The organism is Lentzea nigeriaca (assembly GCF_016907955.1).
Lineage (GTDB): Bacteria > Actinomycetota > Actinomycetes > Mycobacteriales > Pseudonocardiaceae > Lentzea > Lentzea nigeriaca.
Genome location: NZ_JAFBCX010000002.1, coordinates 197,692 through 220,871 on the forward strand (window position 1 = coordinate 197,692; position 23,180 = coordinate 220,871).

Consider the following 23,180-nt stretch of genomic DNA (forward strand, 5'->3'; position numbering starts at 1 on the left):
GGACCGCACCTGGAGGCGCTACGTGCCCGTCACGTTGCTGACACCTACGACAAGTATCGCGAGGAGGGGACTGTGAGCACCGTTGAGCACACCCCGAGCGAGTCGGCCCCCGATGCGCAGAAGTGGGTCGACGTCCAAGCAAGTGATGACTTCGCCCAGCTGAAGCATCGTCTGCGCAAGTTCGTGTTCCCCGTCTCCGGGCTGTTCCTCGCGTGGTACCTGCTGTACGTGCTGCTCGCGGACTACGCGCACGGGTTCATGTCGACCAAGGTGATCGGCAACATCAACGTCGGGCTGATCTTCGGCCTGCTGCAGTTCGTGTCCACGTTCGTGATCACGACGCTCTACGTGCGGCACGCCAACAAGCACCTCGACCCGTTGGCGGAGAAGCTCCGCGGTGAGATCGAGGGAGACGGCAAGTGAACCAGTCCAGCCCGATCCTCAACATCAGCATCTTCGGTGTCTTCGTCCTGATCACGCTGTTCGTGGTCATCAGGGCGAGCCGCAACACCAAGACCGCTGCCGACTACCTCGCCGCCGGCCGCGCCTTCACCGGTCCGCAGAACGGCATCGCGATCGCGGGTGACTACCTGTCCGCCGCGTCGTTCCTCGGCATCGCGGGCGCGATCGCCATCAACGGCTACGACGGCTTCCTGTACTCGATCGGCTTCCTGGTGGCGTGGCTCGTCGCGCTGCTGCTGGTCGCCGAGCTGCTGCGCAACACCGGCAAGTACACGATGGGCGACGTGCTGAGCTTCCGGATGCGCCAGCGTCCGGTCCGCGCCGCCGCCGCCACGTCGACGATGGCCGTCTCGTTCTTCTACCTGCTGGCCCAGATGGCCGGTGCCGGTGGTCTCGTCGCCCTGCTGCTCGGCATCACGGGCACGGGTGGCCAGTCCCTCGTCATCGCCGTGGTCGGCGCCCTGATGATCGCCTACGTCCTCATCGGCGGCATGAAGGGCACCACCTGGGTGCAGATCATCAAGGCGGTCCTGCTGATCGCGGGCGCCGCGATCATGACCGTGTGGGTGCTCGGCATCTACAAGCTCAACCTGTCCTCGCTGCTCGGTGCCGCCGTCGAGAACGCTCCCAAGGCGGGCGAGAAGCTGCTCGGCCCTGGTCTCGCGTACGGCAAGAACGGCACCACGAAGCTCGACTTCCTGTCGCTCGCTCTCGCCCTCGTGCTCGGCACCGCGGGTCTGCCGCACATCCTGATGCGCTTCTACACCGTGCCGACGGCGAAGGAAGCCCGTCGTTCAGTCGTGTGGGCCATCTGGTTGATCGGCATCTTCTACCTGTTCACGCTGGTCCTGGGCTACGGCGCCGGTGCGCTCGTCGGCCCGGACGCGATCAACAAGGCACCCGGCAAGGCCAACTCCGCCGCTCCGCTGCTCGCACTGGAGCTCGGTGGCCCGATCCTGCTGGGCCTGATCGCGGCGGTCGCGTTCGCGACGATCCTCGCGGTCGTGGCAGGCCTGACGATCACGGCGTCGGCGTCGTTCGCGCACGACATCTACGCCAACATCATCAAGAAGGGCAAGGAGGAGGACAAGGACTCCGAGGTCAAGGTCGCCCGCATCACCGCGATCGTGATCGGCCTGGTGTCCATCGGGGGCGGCATCATCGCCAACGGCCAGAACATCGCGTTCCTCGTGGCGCTGGCGTTCGCGGTCGCGGCCTCTGCCAACCTGCCGACGATCCTCTACTCGCTGTTCTGGAAGCGGTTCAACACCTCGGGCGCGCTGTGGAGCATCTACGGCGGTCTGATCGTGACGATCACCCTGATCATCCTGTCGCCTGCCGTCTCGGGCACGCCGACCTCGATGTTCAAGAACGCCGACTTCGACCTGTTCCCGCTGTCGAACCCCGGCATCGTCTCGATCCCCGTCGCGTTCCTGCTCGGCTACGTCGGCACGATCCTGTCCAAGGAGAAGGCCGACCCGGTCAAGCAGGCCGAGATGGAGGTCCGCTCCCTCACCGGTGCGGGCGCCGAGAAGGCCATCGCGCACTAGCTCTTCCGCTCTCGACGAAGGGAACCTTCATCCACCGTGGATGAAGGTTCCCTTCATCGTTTTCCGGGGTGTGCAACCCTGCTCGGGCTGGGCGCGTATTGAACGCGAACGCAGCGAAAGCAGGGGGACCGGAGTGCGACGAGACGAAGAGTTCTCGGAGTTCTTCACGAGCAGGTTCGACTGGGCGCGCCGCACGGCCTACGCGATGTGCGGCGACTGGTCGGAAGCGGAAGAGCTCGCGCAGAACGCATTCGTGAAGGCGTACGCGAAGTGGCCGAGCATCAGGCGCGACACGGCGGTGGCCTACGTGCGCACCATCGTGACGCGGCTGTTTCTCGACAGCAGGCGCCGTCGTCGCGAGGACCCGGTCGCCGACCTGCCGGAACACGGGGTCGGCGGCGGTTTCGACGATCCCGACGCCCGGTTGCACGCGGCGTTGCGACAGGTGCCGCCGAAGCAGCGGGCGGCGCTCGTGCTGCGGTTCGTGCACGACCTGTCGATCGAGCAGACGGCCGCTGAGCTGGGCTGTTCGATCGGCAACGTCAAGAGTCAGACAGCCAGGGGTTTGGCGACGCTCCGCGAGGCGTACGGCGAGCCGGTCAATTCGGAGTGTGCTTGATGAACATCGAAGACGAGCTGCGCGGAGCTCTCGACGTCTCCGCGCCTCCTCCCACGACGACTTTGGACCACGTGCTCAAGCGCGGCCGGCGCCGGGTGTTCGCCCGGCGCGCCGGTGCGATGCTCGGTGTGGTGGCGGTGGTCGCCGGCATCGGCATCGGCGCGACGACGCTGAACCACGCGGCCCCAGATCGCATGCCCGCGGACCAGCCGAACGAGGCGCCCGCCACCGTGGAGCACGCCGTGGGCTGGCCCCGAGTCAGCACGCCGCCGCAGGTGCCGCACGGGACGTGGACGCCCACAGTGAGCGCACCAGCGGGCTGGCCCACGCCCACCCTTCCGCTGTGCGACACCAAGGCGCCGTCGATAGCGCGGCACGTGGAGCTCGGAGGGGAACTGCCGCCCCAGGAGTTCGTCTCCACCTGGCTCGACCAGGCGAGGAAACTCCTACCGGGGTTCACCCTCGGCGACGCGGAGGTCGAACGGGCGCGAACCGAGTACCGGTTCGACGTGTCGGACTCCCGTGGCACCGGCAGCATCAGGATCTCCGCCGCCAGGTTCGCCGGTACCCCACTGGCGAACGCGGACGACACGCTGTGGGAGGCCGGCGACTGCGAACCCGCTCGGCGACTTCTCCATCCGAACGGCTCGGTGGCGCAGCTGCACTCGGTGCGGCCGTACGTGCCGTACCAGACGCTCACCCAGACACTGGACGTGTTCCGCAAGGACGGCCTGCTGGTGCAACTCGAAATGCACAACTTCGGCAGTCCGTCCTACCACGTGAGCGATCCGCGGAACTCGACCAGCGTGCAGCGCGCCGGACGCCCGACCCTGCCGCTGAGCGAAGAGCAGTTCCAGAAGCTCGGGCTGGCCCTCGCGGAGGTCGGCTAGAGGGTGTGCCATGCCGGAGGTTCACGTCCGTGCAACCTCCGGCATGGCAACATCTACGGTGTGACTGTTCCAAGCGTGGAGATCGCTGACGTTCCCGCCGTGCTGCCGGAAGACGCCGTCCTGCTGGACGTGCGCGAGCAGGACGAGTGGGACGCGGGCCATGCGCCCGGCGCGCTGCACATCCCCATGAGCGAGATCGGCGCGCGTCTCGACGAGGTGCCGAACGACGTGCAGCTCTACGTCGTGTGCCGCGCCGGTGGCCGCTCCGCCCGCGTGACCCAGTACCTCAACGAGAACGGCTGGGAGGCCGTCAACGTCGAGGGTGGCATGCAGCACTGGGACGCCCACGGTCGCCCGCTCGAGGGTGGCGTCGACGGCATGGAACCCGAGGTCATCTGACCGTGCAGCCGTTGCAGCCGATGCGCGTGGACTGGGTGGCGACGCCGCCACCCGGTGCGTACCCGCAGCCCTCGCGCCGGTCGCAGCGGTTGTCCTACGGCGGACCGCCGAACTACCCGGTCCCGCCGCGCTGGGGTTTCCCGCTGCTGGCGTGGCGCTGGCCGACCGCAGTGCCCGGCACCGTCGAGCAGGCCGACTCGGTCGACGGCGTGCGCAGGCTCGGCAGGACGGCGCAGAACTCGTTGTGGCTCCTCGGCTTCGTCGCCCTGTGGGGCGCGTTCTCCGAGATCTGGCGGTACGTCCTGGTCGCGTTGAGCCGCTTCGGCGCGCTCTCCGCCGGTGTGGTCAGCACGTCGGACGCCATGGTGGTGTCGTCGTCGGCGGTCACGATCACCGGCTGTCTGCTGTCGCTGGTGCTCACGCTGCTCTGGGTGCGGCGCGCGCGGAACGTGGCCGCGACCATCGTGGGCTACGGGCCGTCGCGTTCGGACCGGGAAGCCCTGATCGGGCTGATCGTGCCCGGCATGAACCTCGTCGTTCCGGGCGCGGTGCTCGCCGAACTCGAACACGCGGTGGCGCACGGGTCCGCTTCCGAACGGCCCCGGCCGTCGAAGCTCCTGCGGTGGTGGTGGGGCCTCTGGGCAGGTTCGGGGCTGTTGTTCCTGATCACGGTCCTGTGGTCGTTCCGCAGCAGCACCCAGGCGCTTGCCGACGGGGTGCTGCTGCACGCGTTCAGCGACCTGGTGCTGGCGGGCGTCGCGGTGACGACGGCGCTGGTCATCCGACGGATCACCACACTGCTGCTCCCGGTGGACGCCGCGTCGGTGCGGTTGATGCGGGTGCTCGAGGTGAAGGACGCTCCCGAGCCGCCACTGCGGTCGTTCCGCGCGTCCGGTTCGCCCCGCTGATCTGTTCAGGCGACGTTCGCCCTCACGGACCTTCCCGGCGTTGTGCGTGAGTGCCAGGTTTGGTGGATGCGGACACTCATCGGGGCTCTGGTGATCGCAATGGCCACACCAGGTGGCGCTCAGGCCCATCACCACAGGGATTTCGATCTGCAGGCCCACCGCGGCGGCATCGGCCTCACGGTGGAGAGCACGCTCAAGGCGTTCGGCAAGGCGCTCGAACTCGGCGTCACGACGCTGGAGCTCGACCTCCAGATCACCAGGGACGGCCGCGAGGTCATCACGCACGACCGGAAGACGAACCCGGCGAAGTGCCTCGACACCAAGCCCGCGTTCCCCGGTGACCCCGACTTTCCCTACGCCGGCAAGTACGTGAAGGACCTGACGTTCGCGCAGGTCCGCACCCTCGACTGCGGCAGCACCCGGTGGTCGCAGTACCCGGACCAGGAGCTATCTCCTGGCGCGCGGATGCCCACCCTTGCCGAGTTGTTCGACCTGGCGCGCAGGCACCACGCGTGGGGCATCCGCTTCAACATCGAGACCAAGGTCGAGGCCGCCGCCCCGCACGAGACGGCGCCGCGCGAGCAGTTCGTGCAACGCGCGGTCCGCGAGATCCGCCGCTCCGGTTTCCTGCCGAACGTGACCATCCAGTCGTTCGACTGGGGCACGCTGATGCGGCTGCGCGAGGTCGAGCCGCGGATCCCGCTGGTGGCGCTGACGCAGCCGGAGTTCCTGCGTCCCGGCTCGCCGTGGACGGGTGGCCTCAACCTGGGCGACTTCGGCGGCAGTGTCGCGAAGGCGGTGCGCAGTTTCGGCGCGAAGGCCCTGTCCCCGGTGCACACGATGACCACGAAGGAACTGGTCACCGATGCCCACGGACAGGGCCTCGCGGTCATCCCGTGGACCGTGGACGAGGAGTCACGGATGCACGAGATGATCGACACCGGGATCGACGGCCTGATCACCGACTACCCGGATCGGTTGCGGAAGGTGTTGAGGGAGCGAGGGTTCAAGCTCCCCAAGCGCTATCCACGGGGTTAGTGCTCAGGTCGAACGATCATGCTCCGTCAGCAAGCGGCAGGGAGTGCAGGCCGCGGATCACGAACTCCGCGCGCCGGTCGGGTTCCGCGGCCAGCACCGCCTTGGGCAGCTTGCGGTGCAACGACGACAGCGCCGCCTCCACCTCGATCCTGGCCAGCGGCGCACCCAGGCAGTAGTGGATGCCCATGCCGAACCCGAGGTGCTGGTTCTTCTCGCGGCCGACGTCGAGCGTGTCGGGGTTCTCGAAGACCAACGGGTCGCGCGCGGCCGCACCGAGCAGCGCGGCGATCTTCTCGCCGGGCTCGACGACGTGGCCGGCGATCTCCACGCGTTCGGTGGCGGTGCGTTCGAAGAGCTGCAACGGCGAGTCGTAGCGGATGAGCTCCTCGACGGCCGTCGGCATCATCTCCGCCGAGAGGCGCTCCCACTGCGAACGGTGCTTCATCAGGGCGAAGACGCCGTTGCCGATCACGTTGACCGTGGCCTCGTGGCCGGCCATCAGCAGCAGTACGGCGGTGGCGACGAGCTCGTCCTCGGTGAGCCTGGCGCCGTCGGTGTCGGTGACGGCGACCAGGTCGGAGACGAGGTCCGAGCCGGGGTTCTTGCGGCGCAACGCGACGAGCTCGCGCAGGTAGGCGACGAACTCCGCGGCCGCGCGTTCGGCTGCCTGCTGCTGCTCGGGAGGCAGGCCGTACTCGTACATCTTCACGATGGCGTTCGACCACGGTTGCAGCAGGTAGCGGTCCTGGCCGGGGACGCCGAGCAGCTCGGCGATCACCTCGACCGGCAGCGGCGCGGCGACGTGGGCGAGCAGGTCGGCCTGGCCCTGGTCACCGATCTTCGCGACCAGCTCGTCGACCAGCCGGTCGGCCAGTTCGGCCACCCATGGGCGCAGGCGCTCGACGTGGCCGCGGCCGAACGCGGCGGCGACCAGGCGGCGCAGCCGGGTGTGCGTGGGCGGCTCGTTCTCCAGCAGCGAGTTGCGGTGCAGCAGGTTGAACGCCATGAACTGCTCCACCGGCTTCACGTCCGACCAGATCCGGCCGAGCGAGCGGTGCCGCAGGACGGCCGAGCAGGCGGCGTGCGAGACGGCGACAGCGACGCCCATCTGCTCGTGGTGATGCACCTCACCGGCTTCGCGCAGGGCGGCGAAGACCGGGTACGGGTCGGCGATGAACGCGGGATCGCGCTGGTCGAACGTCACAAGGCGGGACGGTAAGTCGCGGTCGGCGGTTTCGTCCACGTCAATTTGATTGATGCCTCAAATTGTTGTGCAGACACTATCGTTCGGCTTGTGCAGCTGCCTTCCGTCGTCGCGCACCGTGGCGCGTCCACAGACCGTCCTGAGCACACCATCGGTGCCTATGAGCTGGCGTTGAAGGAGGGCGCGGACGGGCTCGAGTGCGACATCCGGCTGTCGAAGGACGGCGAGATCGTGTGTGTGCACGACCGCACGCTCACCCGCACGTCCAGCGGCCGTGGCACGGTCAGCGCGCTCACGTTGGAGCAACTGAAGCAGCACGACTACGGCAGTTGGCACCGCCACGGTCAGCCGGCCGGACTGCTCGTGCTCGACGAGCTGCTGGACCTGGTCAAGGGCACGAACGTGCAGCTCTTCATCGAGACCAAGCACCCGGTCCGGTACCGCAACGAGATCGAACGCAAGCTCGTCGAGGCGCTCGAGCGGCACGCGCTCGACAGCCAGATCGTCATGATGTCGTTCTCGCCGACCGCCGTGAAGGCGTTCCGCGACCAGGCGCCGGACATCCGCACGGTCCTGCTGCTCGACCGGCTCGGCCGCTACCGCACCGGCACGCTGCCGTCGTTCGCCGACTACACCGGACCGGGTGTGCACGTGCTGCGCAACGACCCCGATTACGTCGATCGGGCCAGGCGTGCGGGGCACGAGACGTACGTGTGGACGGTGGACAGCGCGGAGGACGTCGCATTGTGCCGTGACCTGGGGGTCCGCTACCTCGCGACGAACGCCCCGGCGAACACCCGCCGCCTGCTGACGGCTAACTTGGCGACCTGACAAGCCTGAACACGAGGAGGGCCAAGGTGGCCAAGCGGAGCGCGGTCAAGGACGCACCCAAGGACGGGATCAACCCGAAGCAGCCCTGCCCGTGCGGGTCCGGCAAGCGCTACAAGGCCTGCCACGGCGCTCCCGGTGGCGCGACGGACGTGATCGTGTCGCGTCCGTTCGAGGGCCTGGCCGCCGAGTGCGAGCTGATCGCGCTGCGCGAGTTCGTGCCGTCGGCGATCGCGAAGCTTCCGGTCAAGGACGGTCGCGAGGTCACGCTGGCCACGGTGCTGCCGATGGCGGCCGCCGGTCTGATCCGCGGCGACGACGTGCCGTTCGTCGGCCTGCAGGTGCAGACGCGCTCCGGTGACATCAGCCGCGACCTGGCCCGCGCCCTGCAGTGGGCGCAGCAGGCCAAGACCGGTGAAGTCCTGCCGGTCGTCGGTCCCGACAACGGCGAGAACCCCGGTCGCCTGCAGGACCTGCTCGACCCCGAGGCCGAGATCACGCCCGAGCTGCACACCGACTTCCTCTGGTGGATGCCGGAGGGCACCGAGCCGACCGGCGAGGTGGCCCTGTCGCTGGAGCGCGCGAACGCGGCGATCCTGCCGACCGAGCGCCTCGACGCTCCCGGCGTGAAGGCCGCGTACTGGGTGGACGCGGGCGACAAGGCGCACCTGCGCTGGGTCCGCCCTGAGCCCGAGGAGAAGCTGCTGCCCGCGATGGCCCGCCTGGCGGCTCGCGGCGAGCTGGACCTGGGAGAGGGTTCGCGCTACGCCGGGTCGTTCCGCGCGCACGGTCTCCTGGTGCCGGTGTGGGACCTCGACCGCGAGATGCACGCCCGCGAGTGGGCAGAGCCGACCGAAGCGCTGGGCAAGCGCTTGCTGGAGGCGCTGGAGTCCGACGCGCCGCTGACCGACGCCGAGCGCAGGGCCCGCGACGGCCTGCGTGGCCGTCAGATCACGCTCCGGTGACCCTGTCCACAGGGTTGTCCACAAGGAGCTGTGGATAAGTGCTGCTGCACATCATCTCGAAGGCCGGCTGGGCCGCTGCCCAGTCGGCCGGTTCGATCGCGCCCGCCGGCGAGGAGTTCGTGCACTGCTCCGACCGGGGCGTCGTGCACGTGACGGCGGGCAAGTTCTTCCTCGGGCAGAGCGACCTGCTGCTGCTCGTGATCGACCCGAAGCTGCTCGACGTGCCGGTCAGGTGGGAGGCCGTGGCGGATTCACCGTTGTGGTTCCCGCACGTGTACGGGCCGATCCCGGTCGTGGCCGTGGTCGAGGTGCACGACTTCCCCTGTCAGCAGGACGGTTCGTTCGTACTGCCGGAGGCCGTTGCCGTTCTGTGATTGAGTGAGGCAACCGTCCGGCGCCCTCGGGCGTGGACTTCCCGGAGCCACTTGTCGCTTCGGGGAGGGGGCGTGCCGTGACGGCGGTGCTGAGACTCGGGTCGGCCGCCGAACGCGGCGGGGGAAGAGCGGAAGCCGTGGGGGATTTCGCGGAGTTCGTGCGTGTGTCGATGCCCGGACTTCTGCGTTATGGACACGCTCTGACAGGCAACCCGCACGACGCGGCCGACCTCGTGCAGGCCGTCCTGGAGAAGGTCGGGTCGCGCTGGGTGGCCGTGCAGCGCAAGGGTGACGACCCGCTCGCGTACGTCCGCAGGGCCATGGCCAACACCCACATCAGCATCTGGCGGCGGCGTCGTCGCGAGAACCTCGTCGCGGACTTCCCCGACAGCGGTGCCGTGGAACCAGAGCTGAGCAGGCTCGAAAACGAACCACTCTGGCAAGCACTGCGCGCACTGCCGCCACGGCAGCGTGCGGTGATCGTGCTGCGCTACTACGAGAACCTCTCCGAGACCGAGATCGCGGACACGCTCGGCATCTCGTGCGGCACCGTGAAGAGCCAGACCAGCAAGGCGATGGCGAGTCTGCGGACACGCCTGGGAAAGGACTGACCGGTGGCCGACGACCTCGACGACGAGCTGCGCAGGCTCTTCAGCGACGATCGCCTGGACGTGCACGTGAGTCCGGAGGCGACCGACGCTGTGCTTCGCGGTGCGGATCGCCGGCGACGGCGCCGTTCCGCCATGGCCACCGCCGTCGCCGTGGTGACGCTGGTCGGTGCGGGGATCGGGCTGACCCAGCTGCCGTCGTCGGACGACCACTGGGTCGGCGACCTGCTGCCGACCTCGGTACCGACCTCCGCTTCGAGCCCGCCTCCGTCGTCGTCCAGCTCCGTCGTCCCGACCACGACCGTCATTCCTTCGCCTCCGAACCCCGGTGGCAGCAACCCCGGCACGGGCACCGGCAAGCCGACTTCCACGAAGCCGCGCACGACCACCCCGTCGGCTCCGCCGCCGGCGGAAACGGCTGGGGTCGGCGCGCTCGTGCTCGGGATGAGCGAGGCGGACGCGCTGAAGACGAAGACGCTGGTCGAGCCGAGCAGCCCGGCCGATCCGGAGGGCAAGTGCGTCGCCTACGCGACGACGTCGGTGCCCGACAACAACGCCGTGATCATCTCGTCGGCCAAGGGCATCGTGCGGCTCACGGTTCCGAGCACCGCCAAGACGCAGCGCGGCATCGGCGTCGGCTCGACGGTGGCCGAGGTGAAGACCGCCTATCCGACCGCGGCGCAGAGCGGTACCGAGCTGCGCGTGGAGATGACCGGGACGCCCAGGTGGACGTACGTCTTCGAGACCGACGGTTCCGCGGTCACGTCTGTCCGGAAGCGTCTCAGCGCCGGCGACTGCCCAGGCGTCTGAAAAATCTCGACGCGCGATGTCGAGAAGCCCGGAACAGCTCCGTCCCCGGTGTGCGAGCGGCCAAGATGGGTCGCGACAGCATCGAGGGAGACAGCGAGATGGCCAAGTACCTGCTGCTCAAGCACTACCGCGGCGCACCGGCTGCGGTGAACGACGTGCCGATGGACCAGTGGACGCAGGACGAGATCACCGCGCACCTGCAGTACATGCGCGACTTCGCGACCAAGCTGGAGGCGACCGGCGAGTTCGTCGAGGGTCAGGCGCTCGCGCCCGAGGGCACGTGGGTCCGGTACGACGGTGAGGGCAAGCCGCCGGTGACGGACGGGCCGTTCGCCGAGACGAAGGACCTCATCGCAGGGTGGATGGTGATCGACGTCGACAGCTACGAGCGCGCGGTCGAGCTGGCCGGGGAGCTGTCGGCGGCGCCGGGCAAGGACGGCAAGCCGATCCACGAGTGGCTCGAGCTGCGGCCGTTCTACGGCAACCCGCCGACGATCACGGAGTGACATGGACGAGGCACTGCTGAGGAGCCTCACCCCTGGCGTGATCGGGGTTCTCGTCCGCCGCGGAGCCGACTTCGCGGCGGCCGAGGACGCCGTGCAGGACGCGCTGCTCGAAGCGGTCCGGGTGTGGCCGGACGATCCGCCGCGGGATCCGAAGGGCTGGCTGGTCACGGCGGCCTGGCGCAAGTTCATCGACGCGACGCGAGCAGAGTCGGCGCGGAGACGGCGGGAGGAGCTCGTCGACGCCGAACCCGAGCCTGGACCGGCGTCGGACACCGACGACACGTTGCAGCTCTACTTCCTGTGCGCGCATCCCTCTCTCACGCCCTCGTCGGCGGTCGCGCTCACGCTCAGAGCTGTCGGTGGCCTGACGACCCGCCAGATCGCCCAGGCCTACCTCGTGCCAGAGGCGACGATGGCCCAGCGCATCAGCCGCGCCAAGAAGACGGTCAGCGACGTGCGGTTCGACCAGCCCGGCGACGTGGCCACCGTGCTGCGCGTGCTCTACCTCGTCTTCAACGAGGGCTACTCCGGCGACGTCGACCTCGCCGCCGAAGCCATCCGGCTCACCCGGCAGCTCGCGACCGCGATAGATCACCCCGAGGTCGCCGGTCTGCTCGCGCTCATGCTGCTGCACCACGCCAGGCGCGCCGGCCGAACCGCCGCCGACGGCAGCCTCGTCGCGCTCGCCGACCAGGATCGGAGCAAGTGGGACACGGAGATGATCGCCGAGGGCGTCGAGATCCTGCAGGCGGCGCTCGCGCGGGGCCGGCTCGGCGAGTTCCAGGCCCAGGCGGCCATCGCGGCACTGCACTGCGACGCACCCGACGCCGCGGAGACGGACTGGGTGCAGATCGTCGAGTGGTACGACGAACTGGCTGAGCTGACCGACAGCCCGATCGTGCGGCTCAACCGCGCCGTGGCCGTGGGTGAGGCGGACGGGCCGCGCGCCGGGCTGAAAGCGCTCGGAGAACTCGACGAATCACTTCCCCGGTACACGGCGGTGGCCGCATACCTCCATGAACGCGACGGCGACGTGCAAACGGCGGCACGCCTCTACACCGAGGCGGCGAAGAAAGCGGCGAACCTGCCCGAGCGGGAATATCTCACGCGGCAGGCCGCACGGCTCAACCGAAAAAGCCCGCCCCACCCGTGAGGGCGAAGCGGGCCGTAGAAATCAGGCACTCAAGCGTGCGAAGAAAAGCTCAGAGCGCGCCACCGGCGGCCGTGGGGGCGCCGGAGTCGCCACCGCTGTCGCCCACGCTTTCGCGGGTCAGGAACGTCTCCACGTAGAACATGTTGCCGTCGGCGCGGTCCATGATGGTGAGCAGCGTCTTCATCGAGGAGACCTCCTCGACCTGCTCCTTGAGGAACCACTGCATGAACTGCTCGCCGATGTAGTCGCCCTCCTCGCGGGCGGCCTTGGCGAGCGCCACGATCTGGTCGGTGACCTGCTGCTCCTGGCGCAGGGCCAGCTCGACGAGGTCGCGCGGCGCCGTGAAGTCGTTGATCGGGGCGGCGGTGCCGGGAATGGCGACCGGGAGGTCGTTGTCCATGAGGAACTGGACGATCATCATCGCGTGGTTGCGCTCTTCGAGAGCCTGCTTGTAGAAGTGCGACGCGAGGCGCGGGAGGTCCTCGTTGTCGAACCACACGGCGAGCGCGATGTACTGTTGCGAAGCGGAGAACTCGTTGCCGACCTGAGTCTGCAGGAGGTCGTGGAACTTCGACTTCTTCGGGGCAATCTTCTTCACGTTCGAGGCCATGCGGAGTACGTTAACCCAAAACGATGACCTGTGCATTCCAGGAAAAGCTAACCTTTGTTTGGAAAGGTGAACCAAACAAAGGTTAGGCATTCCTAACGATCACGCTGAGAGTTAAACCAGGGGTGCGCGGTCAATCGGGCACGACATGCAGCGCGGGCCGCCGCGGCCGGAGCCCAGTTCCGAACCGGCGATCCGCAGCACCTCGATGCCGGCCGCCTCGAGCCGCTCGTTCGTCTCGACGTTGCGCTCGTACGCGACGACGAGGCCGGGACCGACCGCCAGTGTGTTGTTGCCGTCGTCCCACTGCTCACGCTCGGCGGTGACCGGGTCGAGGCCCGTGTCGATCACGCGCAGCTTCTCGATGCCCATCGCCTCGGCCGCCGCCTCCAGGAACGGCACCGGGCCGTCGACGCGCACACCGCCGTCGCCGTCCAGTCGCATCGGGAACGCGGACAGGTTGTGCCTGATCGCCGGGTACATCACCACGGCGTCGCGGTCGACCATCGTGCAGACGGTGTCGAGGTGCATCGTGGCGCGTTCCTGCGCGATCGGCACCGCCAGCACCGTGTGCGCGAGGCCGTCCGCGAGCGCGGAGCGGGCGAACGACTCCGCGCCCGCGGGGGTGGTGCGCTCGCCGACGCCGATGGCGATCACACCTGGCGCGAGCAGCAAGACGTCGCCGCCCTCCAGCGGTGCCGAGTGGGCGCCGTACGCGCGGCCCGTGCGGCGGAACCGCGGGTGGTAGGCGTAGATCAGGTCCGTCAGCGTCGTCTCGCGGTCGCGGGCGGGCAGGGCGAGCGACGTGATGGCCACCCGGTCGCCGACCCACACCGACGAGTCGCGGGTGAAGAGCAGGTTCGGCAGCGGGTCGACGGCGAAGTCGATCGGGTGGTGCATCTTGCGCACCAGGGAGGCGCCCTCGGCGGCCGGCAGCTCCTCGAACGTCATGCCGGTCATGAGCACCTGCGCCAGCTGCGGGGCGGGCAGCGAGGTGAGATGGCTGCGCAGCGCGTCGGCCAGGTCGATGCCGAGGCGGCGCTCGTTGACGGCGCTGTGGATGCCCGCGATGCGCGCGCGGTTGTCCTCCAGCGCCTGGACCAGCACGTCGGCCAGCAGCAGGACCTCGACACCCCGCGCGGTCAGCGTCGCGGCGAACGCGTCGTGCTCCTCCTGCGCGCGGTCGACCCACGGCACGCCGTCGAACAGCAGCTGGTCGTTGTTGCGCGGGGTGAGCCTCTTGAGCTCGTTGCCCGGCCGGTGCAAAAGCACCGTGCGCAGCGGGCCGACCTCGCTGTCCACGCGGGGCGCGGCGTCCGGGAGTGCTTCGGTCTCAGCGATCGTGTGCGCAGTCACCGAACGAGCGTAACCCTGAACAGCACAAATCGCCGCTGTCAGGCCCGATTTAGCAACGAATGGTATGGAATGGCAGGCTTCACCATCGAATCATTAAGGCAACCAGCTCACTTTGCCACGCAACATTGTGTAACCGACGAACGCGACGACGTCGAGGATGGTGTGGGCGATCACCAGGGGCCACAACCGCTTGGTGCGCTGCCAGTAGAACCCGAACACCAAGCCCATGACCAGGTTGCCGACGAACCCGCCGAAGCCCTGGTAGAGGTGGTACGACCCGCGCAGCACCGCCGCCGCGAACAGCGACGTGTACTGCCGCCAGCCCAGCTGCCGAAGCCGCGTGATCAGGTACCCGACGACGAGCACCTCCTCCGCCCACGCGTTGCCGGCGGCCGCGAGGATCAGCGCGGCGCTCATCCACCACTGGTTGTCCAAAGTGGACGGCTGCACGGCGAGGTTCAGCCCGAGCGACCACGCGGCGAAGTAGAACGCGAGACCCGGAATGCCGATGATCGCGGCCAGTCCCAGCGCGCCCACCGCGTCCGCTCGTTTGCGCGTGCCGTCGAGGCCGATCACCCGGAGCTTGATCCCGGTGCGCCACAACAGATACAGGCCGATGCCACCCCACGCGGCCAGCTGCAGCACGCCGAGCAGCTGGGCCACTAGGTCCAGCAGATCGGCGCGCGCCTGCGGGACGTTGATCGCGACCGACTGCTGGCTCAGCGGCGTCGGCTGCAGCAGGCTGTCGATCAACCGCACGAGGCTGCGCAGGCCGGACAGCCCGAGCGTCATGCTGAAGACGATCAGCAGTTCGAGCTGGTAGCCGCGCTTCTCGTCATCAGCGATCTTCGGCGGGATCAAGGTCACCCGCGCGAGGCTACCTGCAGTATTGGATCATCTTTGGGACAGGAACGGGCAGCCCATCAGTCGTCGCAGCTCGGCGGCGAGCTCCTGCGGCGTGCCGACCGGCTTGGAGAACGCGATCCGCACGTCGTGGTCGTCGCACTCGGCCTCGACCCGCAGCCGCAGGCCGAACCGGTCGAGTCCGAGCGGCCGCACGTGCCCGCCCCGCAGCTCCTCCGGCAGGTGGCGGGCGAGCTGGCCGACGACGTCGCGGTGCGCGGCCTCCAGGTGCCGCAGCCAGTGGTCCTCGTTGCGGCAGAACGGGTCCGGCGTCGCGCTCGCGAACTGCTCCGGCCGGATCGACGAGGTGCCCTCGGCGTCGGCGATCACCATCGACGCGGGTGTGAGCCTCAGCACGGAAGCGCCGTGCCCCGCGTCCAGCAGCCGGTGGTCCGGCCGCACGTCGGCGACCGCGAGGATCTCGTCCCGTGCCTCCCGACCGTCCAGCACGGCGACCCACCCGGTGAGCCACAGCAGCCCGCGGACGGGTTCACGCAACGCCACCGGAGCCTGGTCGGCGATCTCCAGCATCGCCGTCACCTCGGCCCTCGGCGTCTGCCACAGCTGTCCGACCAGCGGATGCTCGTCGGGGAGCAGCATGATCGTCGTGCCGCACGGGTGCACGTGGTGGAACAACGGGCTGGTGCGGGACCCGGCCTGAGGAAGCAGTGCGGCGTGACCACCGCGAGCCGTGATCGTGCGGGCGCGCTCGGCGGCGTGCGGCGCCGGTGGGCGCTTGGTCTGGGTGTCGGTCACCGCTCCACCTCCTCGGAAGGTTAGGCAAGCCTAACTTAGCTCCGCTCGGGAAGGGAAGTGTCGCCTGTACGGTTGACAGGTGGTCGTGCCAAACAAGCCGTCCACCGAGGTGACGGCGCTCGACGATCGGTGGACCCGGCACTGTGTCGACCGGGCGAGCCGTCGTGCCCTGATGTGGACCGTTCTGGCCGGTGCGGCCTTCGCCCTCCAGTTCGTGCTGGTACTCGTGTGGTCGTGGTCCTCACCGGTGGCGCTGGTCCTGCTGTTCTTCGCCGCGGCCGTGCTGTGGATGGTGACTCGTCGCCGTCCGGTGCGTTTACCGGAAGGTGAACCGTGGCATTTCGCCCATGTGCAGTGGGAAGGAGGGCGTCTGGTCGTGCTGTCTTCGCCGCCGCTTTTGCTGACGTTGCGCGTCGGTCCTCTTCTCCGCGGCCGAATCGCGCGCCATCGTCGTGTGTGGTTCGTGCCGCCGGACTCGGCAGGGAACACGGTGGTCACGTTCCGCGGGGTGCCGCAGCTCATCCCGGCGCGTGTCCAGAGATGATCATCCAGAACTGGAGCGACACCTGCCTGGTGCGGGCGGATCGTCGCGCTGTCGGGCACATCTTCTTCGCCGTCGCCGTGTTCGGCGTCGTGCTCATGATCGGCTGGTTGTGGCTCACCGTGCTGTCGGTGCCGGTGGTGCTGGAGCTGGCCGCACCGGGACTGCGGCACTTCTTCACGCGCCGCGGCACCCTGCGGCTGATCGAGCGGTTCCCGTGGCGGCCGGTGTCGGTGAGCTTCGTGCCCGGCCGGCGCATCGGGCGCCAGGCGTACCTGCGGGTCGACGGTTCGGAGAACAACCTGCGGCTGCCTGAACTGCCGGAGCGGGCGCGCGTGCTGATCCGGCACACCGGCCGGGTGTGGATCGCGGGGCCGGACGAACGTGGGCGTGTCGTGGCGATGACGCGTGGGCTCGCGTTCCTCACCCGCGGACGGGTCGTCGAGCGCTAACGGCCCGTCGCGATGCCCTCGGACTCCGCCCACTGCGTTAGGTCGTCCTTGCGCAGCGCCGCCGCCAGCAGTTCGGGGAACTTGTCCGGCGTGCAGGCGAACGCGGGTGCGCCGAGGGCGGACAGCTTCGCCGCGAGCTCGTGGTCGTAGGCGGGTGTGCCGGAGTCGCTGAGCGCCAGCAGGTTCACGACGGTGACGCCGCTCGCGACCAGTTCGCGGACCCGGCGCTGCAGCTCGGCCTCCGACCCGCCCTCGTAGAGGTCGCTGATGATCACGATGACCGTGTCGGTGGGCCTGCGGACCTGGGTCTGGGCGTAGGTGACCGCTCGGTTGATGTCCGTGCCGCCGCCGAGCTGGGCGCTGAACAGCAGATCGACCGGATCGCTGAGCTGGTCGGTCAGATCGGCGACCTCGGTGTCGAACACGACGAGCTTCGTCGAGACCGACCGGATGCTCGCCAGCGCGGAACCGAGAACCGCCGCGTGCACCAACGAGTCCGCCATCGAACCCGACTGGTCGACGAGCAGGATCACGTCGCGCATCGACGCGGCCCGGCTGCGCCTGCGGTGCCCGATCAGGTCCTCGACTACGACGGTCTTGTGCTGCGGCTGGTAGTTCTTCAGGTTGGCCTTGATCGTGGTGGCCCAGTCGACGTCCTGCAGCTGCGGCCGGTGGGTGCGCCGCGATCGGTCGACGGCACCGCGGACGGCCTCGACGAGCCGGTCCTGCAGGCGCTTCTCGATGTCCTCGACCACCTTGCGCACGACGGCTTTCGCGGTGTCGCGGGTGCGGACGGGGATGGCTCTCGACAGTTGCAGCAGGGTGCTGACGAGGTTCACGTCCGGCTCGACCGACTGCAACAGCTCGGGTTCGAGCAGCAGCTGCTTCAGCCCGAGCTTCTCGACCGCGTCCCGTTGCATCACCTGGACGACCGAGGTGGGGAAGTACTTGCGGACGTCACCGAGCCACCGGTGCAGCTGCGGGGAGCTGGCGCCGAGACCGGCACCGCGTTCGCTGCCGCCGCCGTAGAGGCCGGTGAGCGCACCATCACGCCGTTGGTCGTCGTCGCCCAGCTGCGCCACGTCCTCCGCGCTCGGGCCGAGCAGCAACCGCCAGCGCCTCAACCGCTCTTCCGTCATTTGAGGGCTGCCGCCACTTCTTCGGCCGCACGCACGACACGAGGGCCGACGATGTCCGCGTCGAGCCGTTCCAGTGCCACGACGCCCACCGAGGCGCGCAGGCCGGGAACGCCGCGAACCGGTGCCGCGACGCCGTACGCGTTGGGCTGCAGCTCGCCGGTGGAGACGACCCAGTTCTCCACCGGTTGCGAGATCGCCTTGCCCGCCGCACCGCGGTGCACCGGGTGGCGGGAACCCACCCGGTACGCCACGTGGAAAGCGGTCCACGACGGTTCGACCACGGCGACGGCCTGCGCCTCGCTGCCGTCCGCGACGGTCAGGTGCGCGGTGGCGCCGACCTTCTCCGCGAGCTCGCGGAGAGCCGGGTTCGCCGCCATCCGGAGCTGGGGGAGGACGTTGGAGGCGAGTCGCAGCACGCCCAGGCCGAGCCGGACCTTCGACCCCTCGCGGCGCACGAGCCCGCGCGCCTGGAGGGGGACGAGAAGCCGGTACACGGCGGCCCTGGACGCGCCGATGGCCGTGGCGAGCTCGGAGATCGAAGGTGCCTCCGACTCCGCCTCAGCGACCGCCTGGAGCAGCGCCAGACCCCGTTCCAGGGTCAGCGAGCTCTCCTTCGTCGCTCCGACCATCACGCACTCCGAACTGTGCCCACCACCTCGGCGAGACCGACCACGGAACCGCCTTCACCGGGAGCCGTCGCGGTCAGCCTGACCGTGTCGCCGTCCTCCAGGAAGGACCTCGTGGAGCCGTCGTCGAGCTTGAACGGTTCCTTGCCGCCCCAGCTGAGTTCGAGGAACGAGCCGCGCTCGTCCTTCTCCGGTCCGGAGACCGTGCCGGAAGCGAACAGATCACCTGGGCGCACGGTAGCCCCGTTCACCGTCATGTGCGCCAGCTGTTGCACAAACGACCACGACATCTCGCGGAACGGAGGCCGCGCGACGATCGTGTCGTTCAGCTCCACCGTGATCGTTATGTCCAGGCCCCAGGGCTGATCGGTGGTCAGGTAGTCGTGCAACTTGTTCGGCAGCGGCGGCGTCGGGACGCGTGCAACTGAGAACGCTTCGAGCGGCGTGATCCACGCGCCGATCGACGTGGCGAACGACTTGGCGAGGAACGGGCCGAGCGGCTGGTACTCCCACGCCTGGATGTCGCGCGCCGACCAGTCGTTGACGAGCGCGACGCCGAAGACGTGCTCGGCGGCCCTGCTCGTGGACACGTTCGCGGCGGGCGGGCCACCGCAGACGAACCCGACCTCCGCCTCGATGTCGAGCCGCTCGGAGGGGCCGAACTTGGGGCCCTCGCTGCCGCGGCGCTGGCCGTTCGGGCGGACGATGTCCGTGCCGGAGACGTACACCGTGCCCGAGCGACCGTGGTAGCCGATCGGCAGGTGCGTCCAGTTCGGGGTGAGCGCGTCGCCGTCCGGGCGGAACATGCGGCCGACGTTCTCCGCGTGGTGCCTGCTCGAGTAGAAGTCCACGTAGTCGCCGACGGTGAACGGCATCTTCGCGGTCTCGATGCCCGTGAGCTCGGCGCCCTTCGGCGCGGAGGTCGCCGTGACGATCTCCTTGAGCTTGGCGCGCAGAGCGCTCCAGACCGGTCGGCCCGCCTTCAGCAGCGGGTCCAGCGAGTCGCCCTGGACGAGCTCGCTGCACTTGCCCAGCGCGAGGCTCCTCAGGAGCAGCGCCTGGTCGCCGACGCGGACGGCCACGCCCCCGTCGACGACGCCGTAGGGGAGGGTCTGTGGTCCGAACGGCTGGTCTTCTGTGAAGTTCGGGTCGCTGATCCAGCTCACAGCAGTCCCAACTCTTCGAGGTCGGCGATCGGTTCGGCGAGCGAGCACGAGCCGTAGCTCGCGAAGACGCCGCGGACGGCGTGCGCGGCCTGGTCGCTGAGCGCCTTGGCCTCGGCGGTGAGCGCCTCGGCGTCGGTGCTCGCCAGTGCCTCGCGGACGTCACGGCCGCTGAGGGAGCGGGCCGTGGCGACGAGGAGGTTGAGGAAGCCGTGGTGGGTGAAGCCCTGCTCGTCGGTGTGGCGGACGGCCTTGTGCAGGCCCGCCGTCGCCTTGAACGCGACGCCGCCACCGCTCACGACGGACAGGAAGTCCGCGACCTCGTCGACGCTGGGGAAGTTCTCCTGGGAGAGGCCTCCGCAGCGCAGCTTCGGCCAGCTGCCGTGCTCGATCACCCTGCGGACGCCGTCGAGCCACTCGGAGCCGCCGCGACGGGGCTCCACGACGCGGATGACGTCCTCCGGCACGAACTCGGACACGCGCTCGAGCCACACCTCGTCCACATCGGACGGTGCGGGCATCTCGACCATGCGCAGCGCCAGGAGCTCGCTTCTGCTCTCGACGATGGACACGGCCTTCGGCACACCGCCGAGGCCCGTGTCGATCACGAGACTCAGCGCGATCGGCTTCGGCGGCTTGACCTTGATCAGCTCGGTGATCAGCTCGGCGAGCCTGGACGCCGGGCACAGAAAGAGGCCCATGACGCCGGACCACTCGCCGACCCGTCCGTCCAGGTGGCCACGCACCGCGTCGGGCATCGACGCGTTCCCCGGAGGGAAGAGCGCGGCATCGTCCACAAGCCTCGCGAGCAGGGGCGGAGTACCGCGCGGACCGGGCGCACGGAGTTCGACAGCGCTTGACACGGCTGACACGCTAGCTGGGTATCGGTAAGTGAACAAAGATGTCCGATAATCGAACGCCCGGAGACACGTCATGGCCTACTACCGCCAGGTCGGGGAGATCCCCCGAAAGCGCCACACCCAGTTCCGCAAACCGGACGGTGGGCTCTACGCGGAAGAGCTGATGGGAGTCGAGGGGTTCTCGGCCGACTCGGCCCTGCTCTACCACCGGTACCTGCCCACGGCGATCGTGAACGCGGAGACCGTGAAGGACGAGCGCGGAAGCGTTGCGCCGAACCTGCCGCTGAAGCCGCGGCACTTCAAGACGCAGGACCTGACCTGGGCTTCTGACGAGGTCGACGCGGTCACCGGGCGCCGCAAGCTGTTCGGGAACCCGGACGTGACCATCGGTTTCGTGGTCGCCTCCGTGCCGTCGCCGTTGTACCGCAACGCTTTCGGCGACGAGCTGCTGTACGTGCAGGCCGGATCCGGTGTGATCGAGACGATCTACGGAGCGTTGACGGTGGGCGACGGCGACTACGTCGTGATCCCGACCTCGTGCACGTACCGGGTGGTGCCGTCGTCGCCGATGTCGTTGCTCGTGCTGGAGGCGACCGGGCACATCGGGCCGCCTCGTCGCTACCTGTCCGCGAAGGGCCAGTTCCTGGAGCACTCGCCGTACTGCGAGCGCGACATCCGCGGGCCTTCCGAGCCGTTGCTGGTCGAGGGCACCGATGTCGATGTTCTGGTCCGGCACCGCGCGGGGCTGACCCGCTTCACCTACGCCAACCACCCGTTCGACGTGGTCGGGTGGGACGGGTGCCTGTACCCGTGGGCGTTCAACATCCGCGACTTCGAACCGATCACCGGCCGCGTGCACCAGCCGCCGCCCGTGCACCAGACGTTCGAGGGGCCGAACTTCGTGGTGTGCTCGTTCTGCCCGCGCAAGGTCGACTACCACCCGCTCGCCGTGCCCGTGCCGTACAACCACGCCAACGTCGACTCGGACGAGCTGATGTTCTACGTGGGCGGCAACTACGAGGCCCGCAAGGGTTCCGGCATCGGCATCGGCTCGATGTCGCTGCACCCCTCGGGGTGCACGCATGGTCCGCAGCCGGGAGCCGTCGAGGCGTCGCTGGGCGTGGACTACTTCGACGAGACGGCGGTCATGGTCGACACGTTCCGGCCGCTGGAGCTCGGCGAGGCCGCGGAGGCCTGTGAGGACCCGGCCTACGCGTGGACGTGGGCCCGTCGCGGTCCGGCGTGATTTTCTGTCAGGGGTCCTCGCTACTTTGGTCGGCGTGAGGACACGAGCCGTTCCTACGCGCTGGCAGGGCCTGGGCAAGGCCCTGCCGGTGCTGTGGGGCGTCTACACGGGTTCGGGCTCCACCCCGTACCGCGTGTGCGTCGACCTGGCCGCCGGCTCCGCGAAGTGCACGTGCCCCTCGCGCCGCTTCCCGTGCAAACACGCGGTGGGGCTGCAGGAGCTCGACATCCCGGACGCTCTGCCGCCCGCCTGGGTGGAGGAGTGGACCACCCGCCGGGCCACCCGCGAGCTCGACTCGTCCCCGGAAGCGGCGGCGCGCAGGGCCCGTGCCCGCGAGAAGACGGCTGACCGCAGAGCGGCGGCGATGTCGTCTGGCATCGAGGGCCTCCGCGACTGGCTCCTCGACGTGGCCTCGGCGGGTGTGGCGTCGCTGCCGGGCCGCCCGGCCTCGTGGTGGCAGGCCTTCACCGCTCGCATGATCGACGCCCAGGTCCCCGGCGTCGCCGCAGCCGTCACCGAGATCCAGGAGATCGTCGCCCGCTCCGGCCCGCGCTGGACCTCCGACGTGGCCGACCGCCTCGGCGGCCTCCACCTGCTCTGCCAGGTCCAGCCGCGCTCCAGGCTGGGAGTGACGATCCCGGAGGAGACCGTCAAGGCCTCTCCTGGCATCACCGACCGCTGGGTGGCCCTGCTGCGCCTGGAAACCGACGACGGCAGGGTCCGCACGGTCCGCCAGTGGTGCTGGGGCCGCCAGACCGGCCGCTGGGTGGTGGCCATCCGCCACTCCGCCGTGGGCGCCCCGGTCCCGCTGCTGCCGCACGGCCAGGAGTCCTCGGCCCTGGTCCACCCGTACCCCGGCTCGGACCGCGTGGCCCTGGGCGAGCTGGAGGGCTCCCGCACGCCGGACTCGGTCCCGGCCCCGCCGACCTGGCGCGCCGCGCTCGCCACCCTGGAGCCGGTGCTGATGGCCGACCCGTGGGTGCGGCTGGTCCCGCTCGGCTGCGCCTCGGTCCGCCTCCACGGCACCGTGCTGGCCGACGAGTCCGGCCACGGCGTCCCGGTGCGCGACGACAGCGGCCTCGACATGGCCCTGGCGCTGACGGGCGGCGCCGCGTTCGACGCGTGGGGCCTGTGGGACGGCCACGCGCTCCGTCTGGGCGCTGTGGCGGTCGACGGGACACTGGAGGTGGTCTCGTGATCACAGGGCCGCCACGGGC

The 23,180-nt window shown here is 69.3% G+C and carries 27 protein-coding genes; 18 read left to right on the forward strand and 9 right to left on the reverse strand.

Going from position 1 to position 23,180, the window contains the following annotated elements; all coding sequences use genetic code 11:
* The first annotated feature begins 72 nt into the window (after window positions 1–72).
* The 7 genes from JOD27_RS45870 (at window position 73) to JOD27_RS07250 (ending at window position 5,866) form a co-directional block, all read left to right on the forward strand.
* The gene (locus JOD27_RS45870) at window positions 73–423 is read left to right on the forward strand and encodes a DUF485 domain-containing protein (RefSeq protein WP_204761353.1); all 351 of its coding nucleotides are present in this window, start codon (window positions 73–75) and stop codon (window positions 421–423) included.
* The gene (locus tag JOD27_RS07225; protein ID WP_204761354.1) at window positions 420–2,012 is read left to right on the forward strand and encodes a monocarboxylic acid transporter; all 1,593 of its coding nucleotides are present in this window, start codon (window positions 420–422) and stop codon (window positions 2,010–2,012) included. Before JOD27_RS45870 ends, JOD27_RS07225 begins: the two co-directional genes overlap by 4 nt.
* A gap of 133 nt (window positions 2,013–2,145) precedes the next feature.
* The gene (locus JOD27_RS07230) at window positions 2,146–2,631 is read left to right on the forward strand and encodes a SigE family RNA polymerase sigma factor (RefSeq protein WP_307829971.1); all 486 of its coding nucleotides are present in this window, start codon (window positions 2,146–2,148) and stop codon (window positions 2,629–2,631) included.
* Window positions 2,631–3,521: a hypothetical protein gene (locus JOD27_RS07235; protein WP_204761356.1), complete on the forward strand. Its 891-nt coding sequence runs from the start codon at window positions 2,631–2,633 to the stop codon at window positions 3,519–3,521. The genes JOD27_RS07230 and JOD27_RS07235 overlap by 1 nt, the downstream gene beginning before the upstream one ends.
* Before the next feature lie 75 nt (window positions 3,522–3,596).
* Window positions 3,597–3,920, forward strand: a complete 324-nt coding sequence (locus tag JOD27_RS07240) for a rhodanese-like domain-containing protein (RefSeq protein WP_045313090.1) — start codon at window positions 3,597–3,599, stop codon at window positions 3,918–3,920.
* A 2-nt stretch (window positions 3,921–3,922) separates the two neighbouring features.
* A complete protein-coding gene (locus tag JOD27_RS07245; RefSeq protein ID WP_307829973.1) occupies window positions 3,923–4,828 on the forward strand; it encodes a DUF4328 domain-containing protein in 906 nt (301 codons plus the stop codon).
* A gap of 66 nt (window positions 4,829–4,894) precedes the next feature.
* Entirely contained in the window at window positions 4,895–5,866 is a 972-nt protein-coding gene (locus JOD27_RS07250) for a glycerophosphodiester phosphodiesterase (protein WP_204761357.1), read from the forward strand.
* A 16-nt stretch (window positions 5,867–5,882) separates the two neighbouring features.
* On the opposite strand, the gene JOD27_RS07255 is transcribed toward JOD27_RS07250, so the two are convergent.
* The gene (locus JOD27_RS07255; protein WP_307829974.1) at window positions 5,883–7,070 is read right to left on the reverse strand and encodes a cytochrome P450; all 1,188 of its coding nucleotides are present in this window, start codon (window positions 7,068–7,070) and stop codon (window positions 5,883–5,885) included.
* Between the two features lie 90 nt (window positions 7,071–7,160).
* On the opposite strand from JOD27_RS07255, the gene JOD27_RS07260 reads away from it, so the two are divergent.
* From JOD27_RS07260 to JOD27_RS07290, 7 genes are all read left to right on the forward strand, one after another.
* Window positions 7,161–7,901 (forward strand): glycerophosphodiester phosphodiesterase family protein, encoded by a 741-nt coding sequence (locus tag JOD27_RS07260; RefSeq protein WP_307829975.1) that lies wholly within the window; start codon window positions 7,161–7,163, stop codon window positions 7,899–7,901.
* A gap of 26 nt (window positions 7,902–7,927) precedes the next feature.
* A complete protein-coding gene (locus tag JOD27_RS07265; protein WP_204761359.1) occupies window positions 7,928–8,863 on the forward strand; it encodes a DUF5926 family protein in 936 nt (311 codons plus the stop codon).
* A 38-nt stretch (window positions 8,864–8,901) separates the two neighbouring features.
* Window positions 8,902–9,237 (forward strand): DUF952 domain-containing protein, encoded by a 336-nt coding sequence (locus JOD27_RS07270; protein ID WP_204761360.1) that lies wholly within the window; start codon window positions 8,902–8,904, stop codon window positions 9,235–9,237.
* 170 nt (window positions 9,238–9,407) lie between these two features.
* Entirely contained in the window at window positions 9,408–9,848 is a 441-nt protein-coding gene (locus tag JOD27_RS07275; RefSeq protein WP_204762014.1) for a SigE family RNA polymerase sigma factor, read from the forward strand.
* A 3-nt stretch (window positions 9,849–9,851) separates the two neighbouring features.
* A complete protein-coding gene (locus JOD27_RS07280) occupies window positions 9,852–10,655 on the forward strand; it encodes a hypothetical protein (RefSeq protein ID WP_204761361.1) in 804 nt (267 codons plus the stop codon).
* A gap of 98 nt (window positions 10,656–10,753) precedes the next feature.
* Window positions 10,754–11,161 carry a YciI family protein gene (locus JOD27_RS07285; RefSeq protein WP_204762015.1) on the forward strand — a complete coding sequence of 136 codons (408 nt, stop codon included), beginning with the start codon at window positions 10,754–10,756 and terminating at the stop codon, window positions 11,159–11,161.
* Window position 11,162: 1 nt separating this feature from the next.
* The gene (locus tag JOD27_RS07290; RefSeq protein WP_204761362.1) at window positions 11,163–12,314 is read left to right on the forward strand and encodes an RNA polymerase sigma factor; all 1,152 of its coding nucleotides are present in this window, start codon (window positions 11,163–11,165) and stop codon (window positions 12,312–12,314) included.
* A gap of 49 nt (window positions 12,315–12,363) precedes the next feature.
* Here JOD27_RS07290 and JOD27_RS07295 read toward each other — a convergent pair whose 3' ends face one another.
* The 4 genes from JOD27_RS07295 to JOD27_RS07310 all read right to left on the reverse strand — a co-directional run bounded on the left by JOD27_RS07295 (window position 12,364) and on the right by JOD27_RS07310 (window position 15,936).
* The gene (locus tag JOD27_RS07295) at window positions 12,364–12,924 is read right to left on the reverse strand and encodes a ferritin (protein ID WP_204761363.1); all 561 of its coding nucleotides are present in this window, start codon (window positions 12,922–12,924) and stop codon (window positions 12,364–12,366) included.
* A 111-nt stretch (window positions 12,925–13,035) separates the two neighbouring features.
* On the reverse strand, window positions 13,036–14,223 hold the full coding sequence (locus tag JOD27_RS07300) for an arginine deiminase (RefSeq protein WP_204762016.1): 1,188 nt from the start codon (window positions 14,221–14,223) through the stop codon (window positions 13,036–13,038).
* Window positions 14,224–14,370: 147 nt separating this feature from the next.
* Window positions 14,371–15,069, reverse strand: coding sequence for a CPBP family intramembrane glutamic endopeptidase (locus JOD27_RS07305; RefSeq protein WP_204762017.1), 699 nt, complete (start codon window positions 15,067–15,069; stop codon window positions 14,371–14,373).
* A gap of 102 nt (window positions 15,070–15,171) precedes the next feature.
* On the reverse strand, window positions 15,172–15,936 hold the full coding sequence (locus tag JOD27_RS07310) for a DUF2470 domain-containing protein (protein WP_204761364.1): 765 nt from the start codon (window positions 15,934–15,936) through the stop codon (window positions 15,172–15,174).
* Between the two features lie 79 nt (window positions 15,937–16,015).
* Between JOD27_RS07310 and JOD27_RS07315 the strand changes: the two genes are divergently transcribed.
* Together JOD27_RS07315 and JOD27_RS07320 are read left to right on the forward strand one after the other, a co-directional pair.
* Window positions 16,016–16,480 (forward strand): hypothetical protein, encoded by a 465-nt coding sequence (locus JOD27_RS07315; protein ID WP_239566646.1) that lies wholly within the window; start codon window positions 16,016–16,018, stop codon window positions 16,478–16,480.
* Window positions 16,477–16,929, forward strand: coding sequence for a hypothetical protein (locus tag JOD27_RS07320; protein ID WP_204761365.1), 453 nt, complete (start codon window positions 16,477–16,479; stop codon window positions 16,927–16,929). Before JOD27_RS07315 ends, JOD27_RS07320 begins: the two co-directional genes overlap by 4 nt.
* On the opposite strand, the gene JOD27_RS07325 is transcribed toward JOD27_RS07320, so the two are convergent.
* Genes JOD27_RS07325 through JOD27_RS07340 form a run of 4 tightly spaced genes read right to left on the reverse strand, consistent with a single transcriptional unit; the run spans window position 16,926 to window position 20,720 of the window.
* Window positions 16,926–18,068, reverse strand: a complete 1,143-nt coding sequence (locus tag JOD27_RS07325; RefSeq protein ID WP_204761366.1) for a VWA domain-containing protein — start codon at window positions 18,066–18,068, stop codon at window positions 16,926–16,928. The genes JOD27_RS07320 and JOD27_RS07325 overlap by 4 nt on opposite strands.
* Window positions 18,065–18,697: an IclR family transcriptional regulator gene (locus JOD27_RS07330; RefSeq protein ID WP_204761367.1), complete on the reverse strand. Its 633-nt coding sequence runs from the start codon at window positions 18,695–18,697 to the stop codon at window positions 18,065–18,067. Before JOD27_RS07330 ends, JOD27_RS07325 begins: the two co-directional genes overlap by 4 nt.
* Complete coding sequence (locus JOD27_RS07335; RefSeq protein WP_204761368.1) at window positions 18,697–19,860, reverse strand: fumarylacetoacetate hydrolase family protein; 1,164 nt, start codon at window positions 19,858–19,860, stop codon at window positions 18,697–18,699. Before JOD27_RS07335 ends, JOD27_RS07330 begins: the two co-directional genes overlap by 1 nt.
* Window positions 19,857–20,720, reverse strand: a complete 864-nt coding sequence (locus JOD27_RS07340; RefSeq protein ID WP_268247600.1) for a hypothetical protein — start codon at window positions 20,718–20,720, stop codon at window positions 19,857–19,859. The genes JOD27_RS07335 and JOD27_RS07340 overlap by 4 nt, the downstream gene beginning before the upstream one ends.
* Window positions 20,721–20,790: 70 nt before the next feature.
* Between JOD27_RS07340 and JOD27_RS07345 the strand changes: the two genes are divergently transcribed.
* Window positions 20,791–21,963 (forward strand): homogentisate 1,2-dioxygenase, encoded by a 1,173-nt coding sequence (locus JOD27_RS07345; RefSeq protein WP_204761369.1) that lies wholly within the window; start codon window positions 20,791–20,793, stop codon window positions 21,961–21,963.
* Window positions 21,964–21,997: 34 nt separating this feature from the next.
* Entirely contained in the window at window positions 21,998–23,161 is a 1,164-nt protein-coding gene (locus JOD27_RS07350) for an SWIM zinc finger family protein (protein WP_204761370.1), read from the forward strand.
* Window positions 23,162–23,180 lie beyond the last annotated feature (19 nt).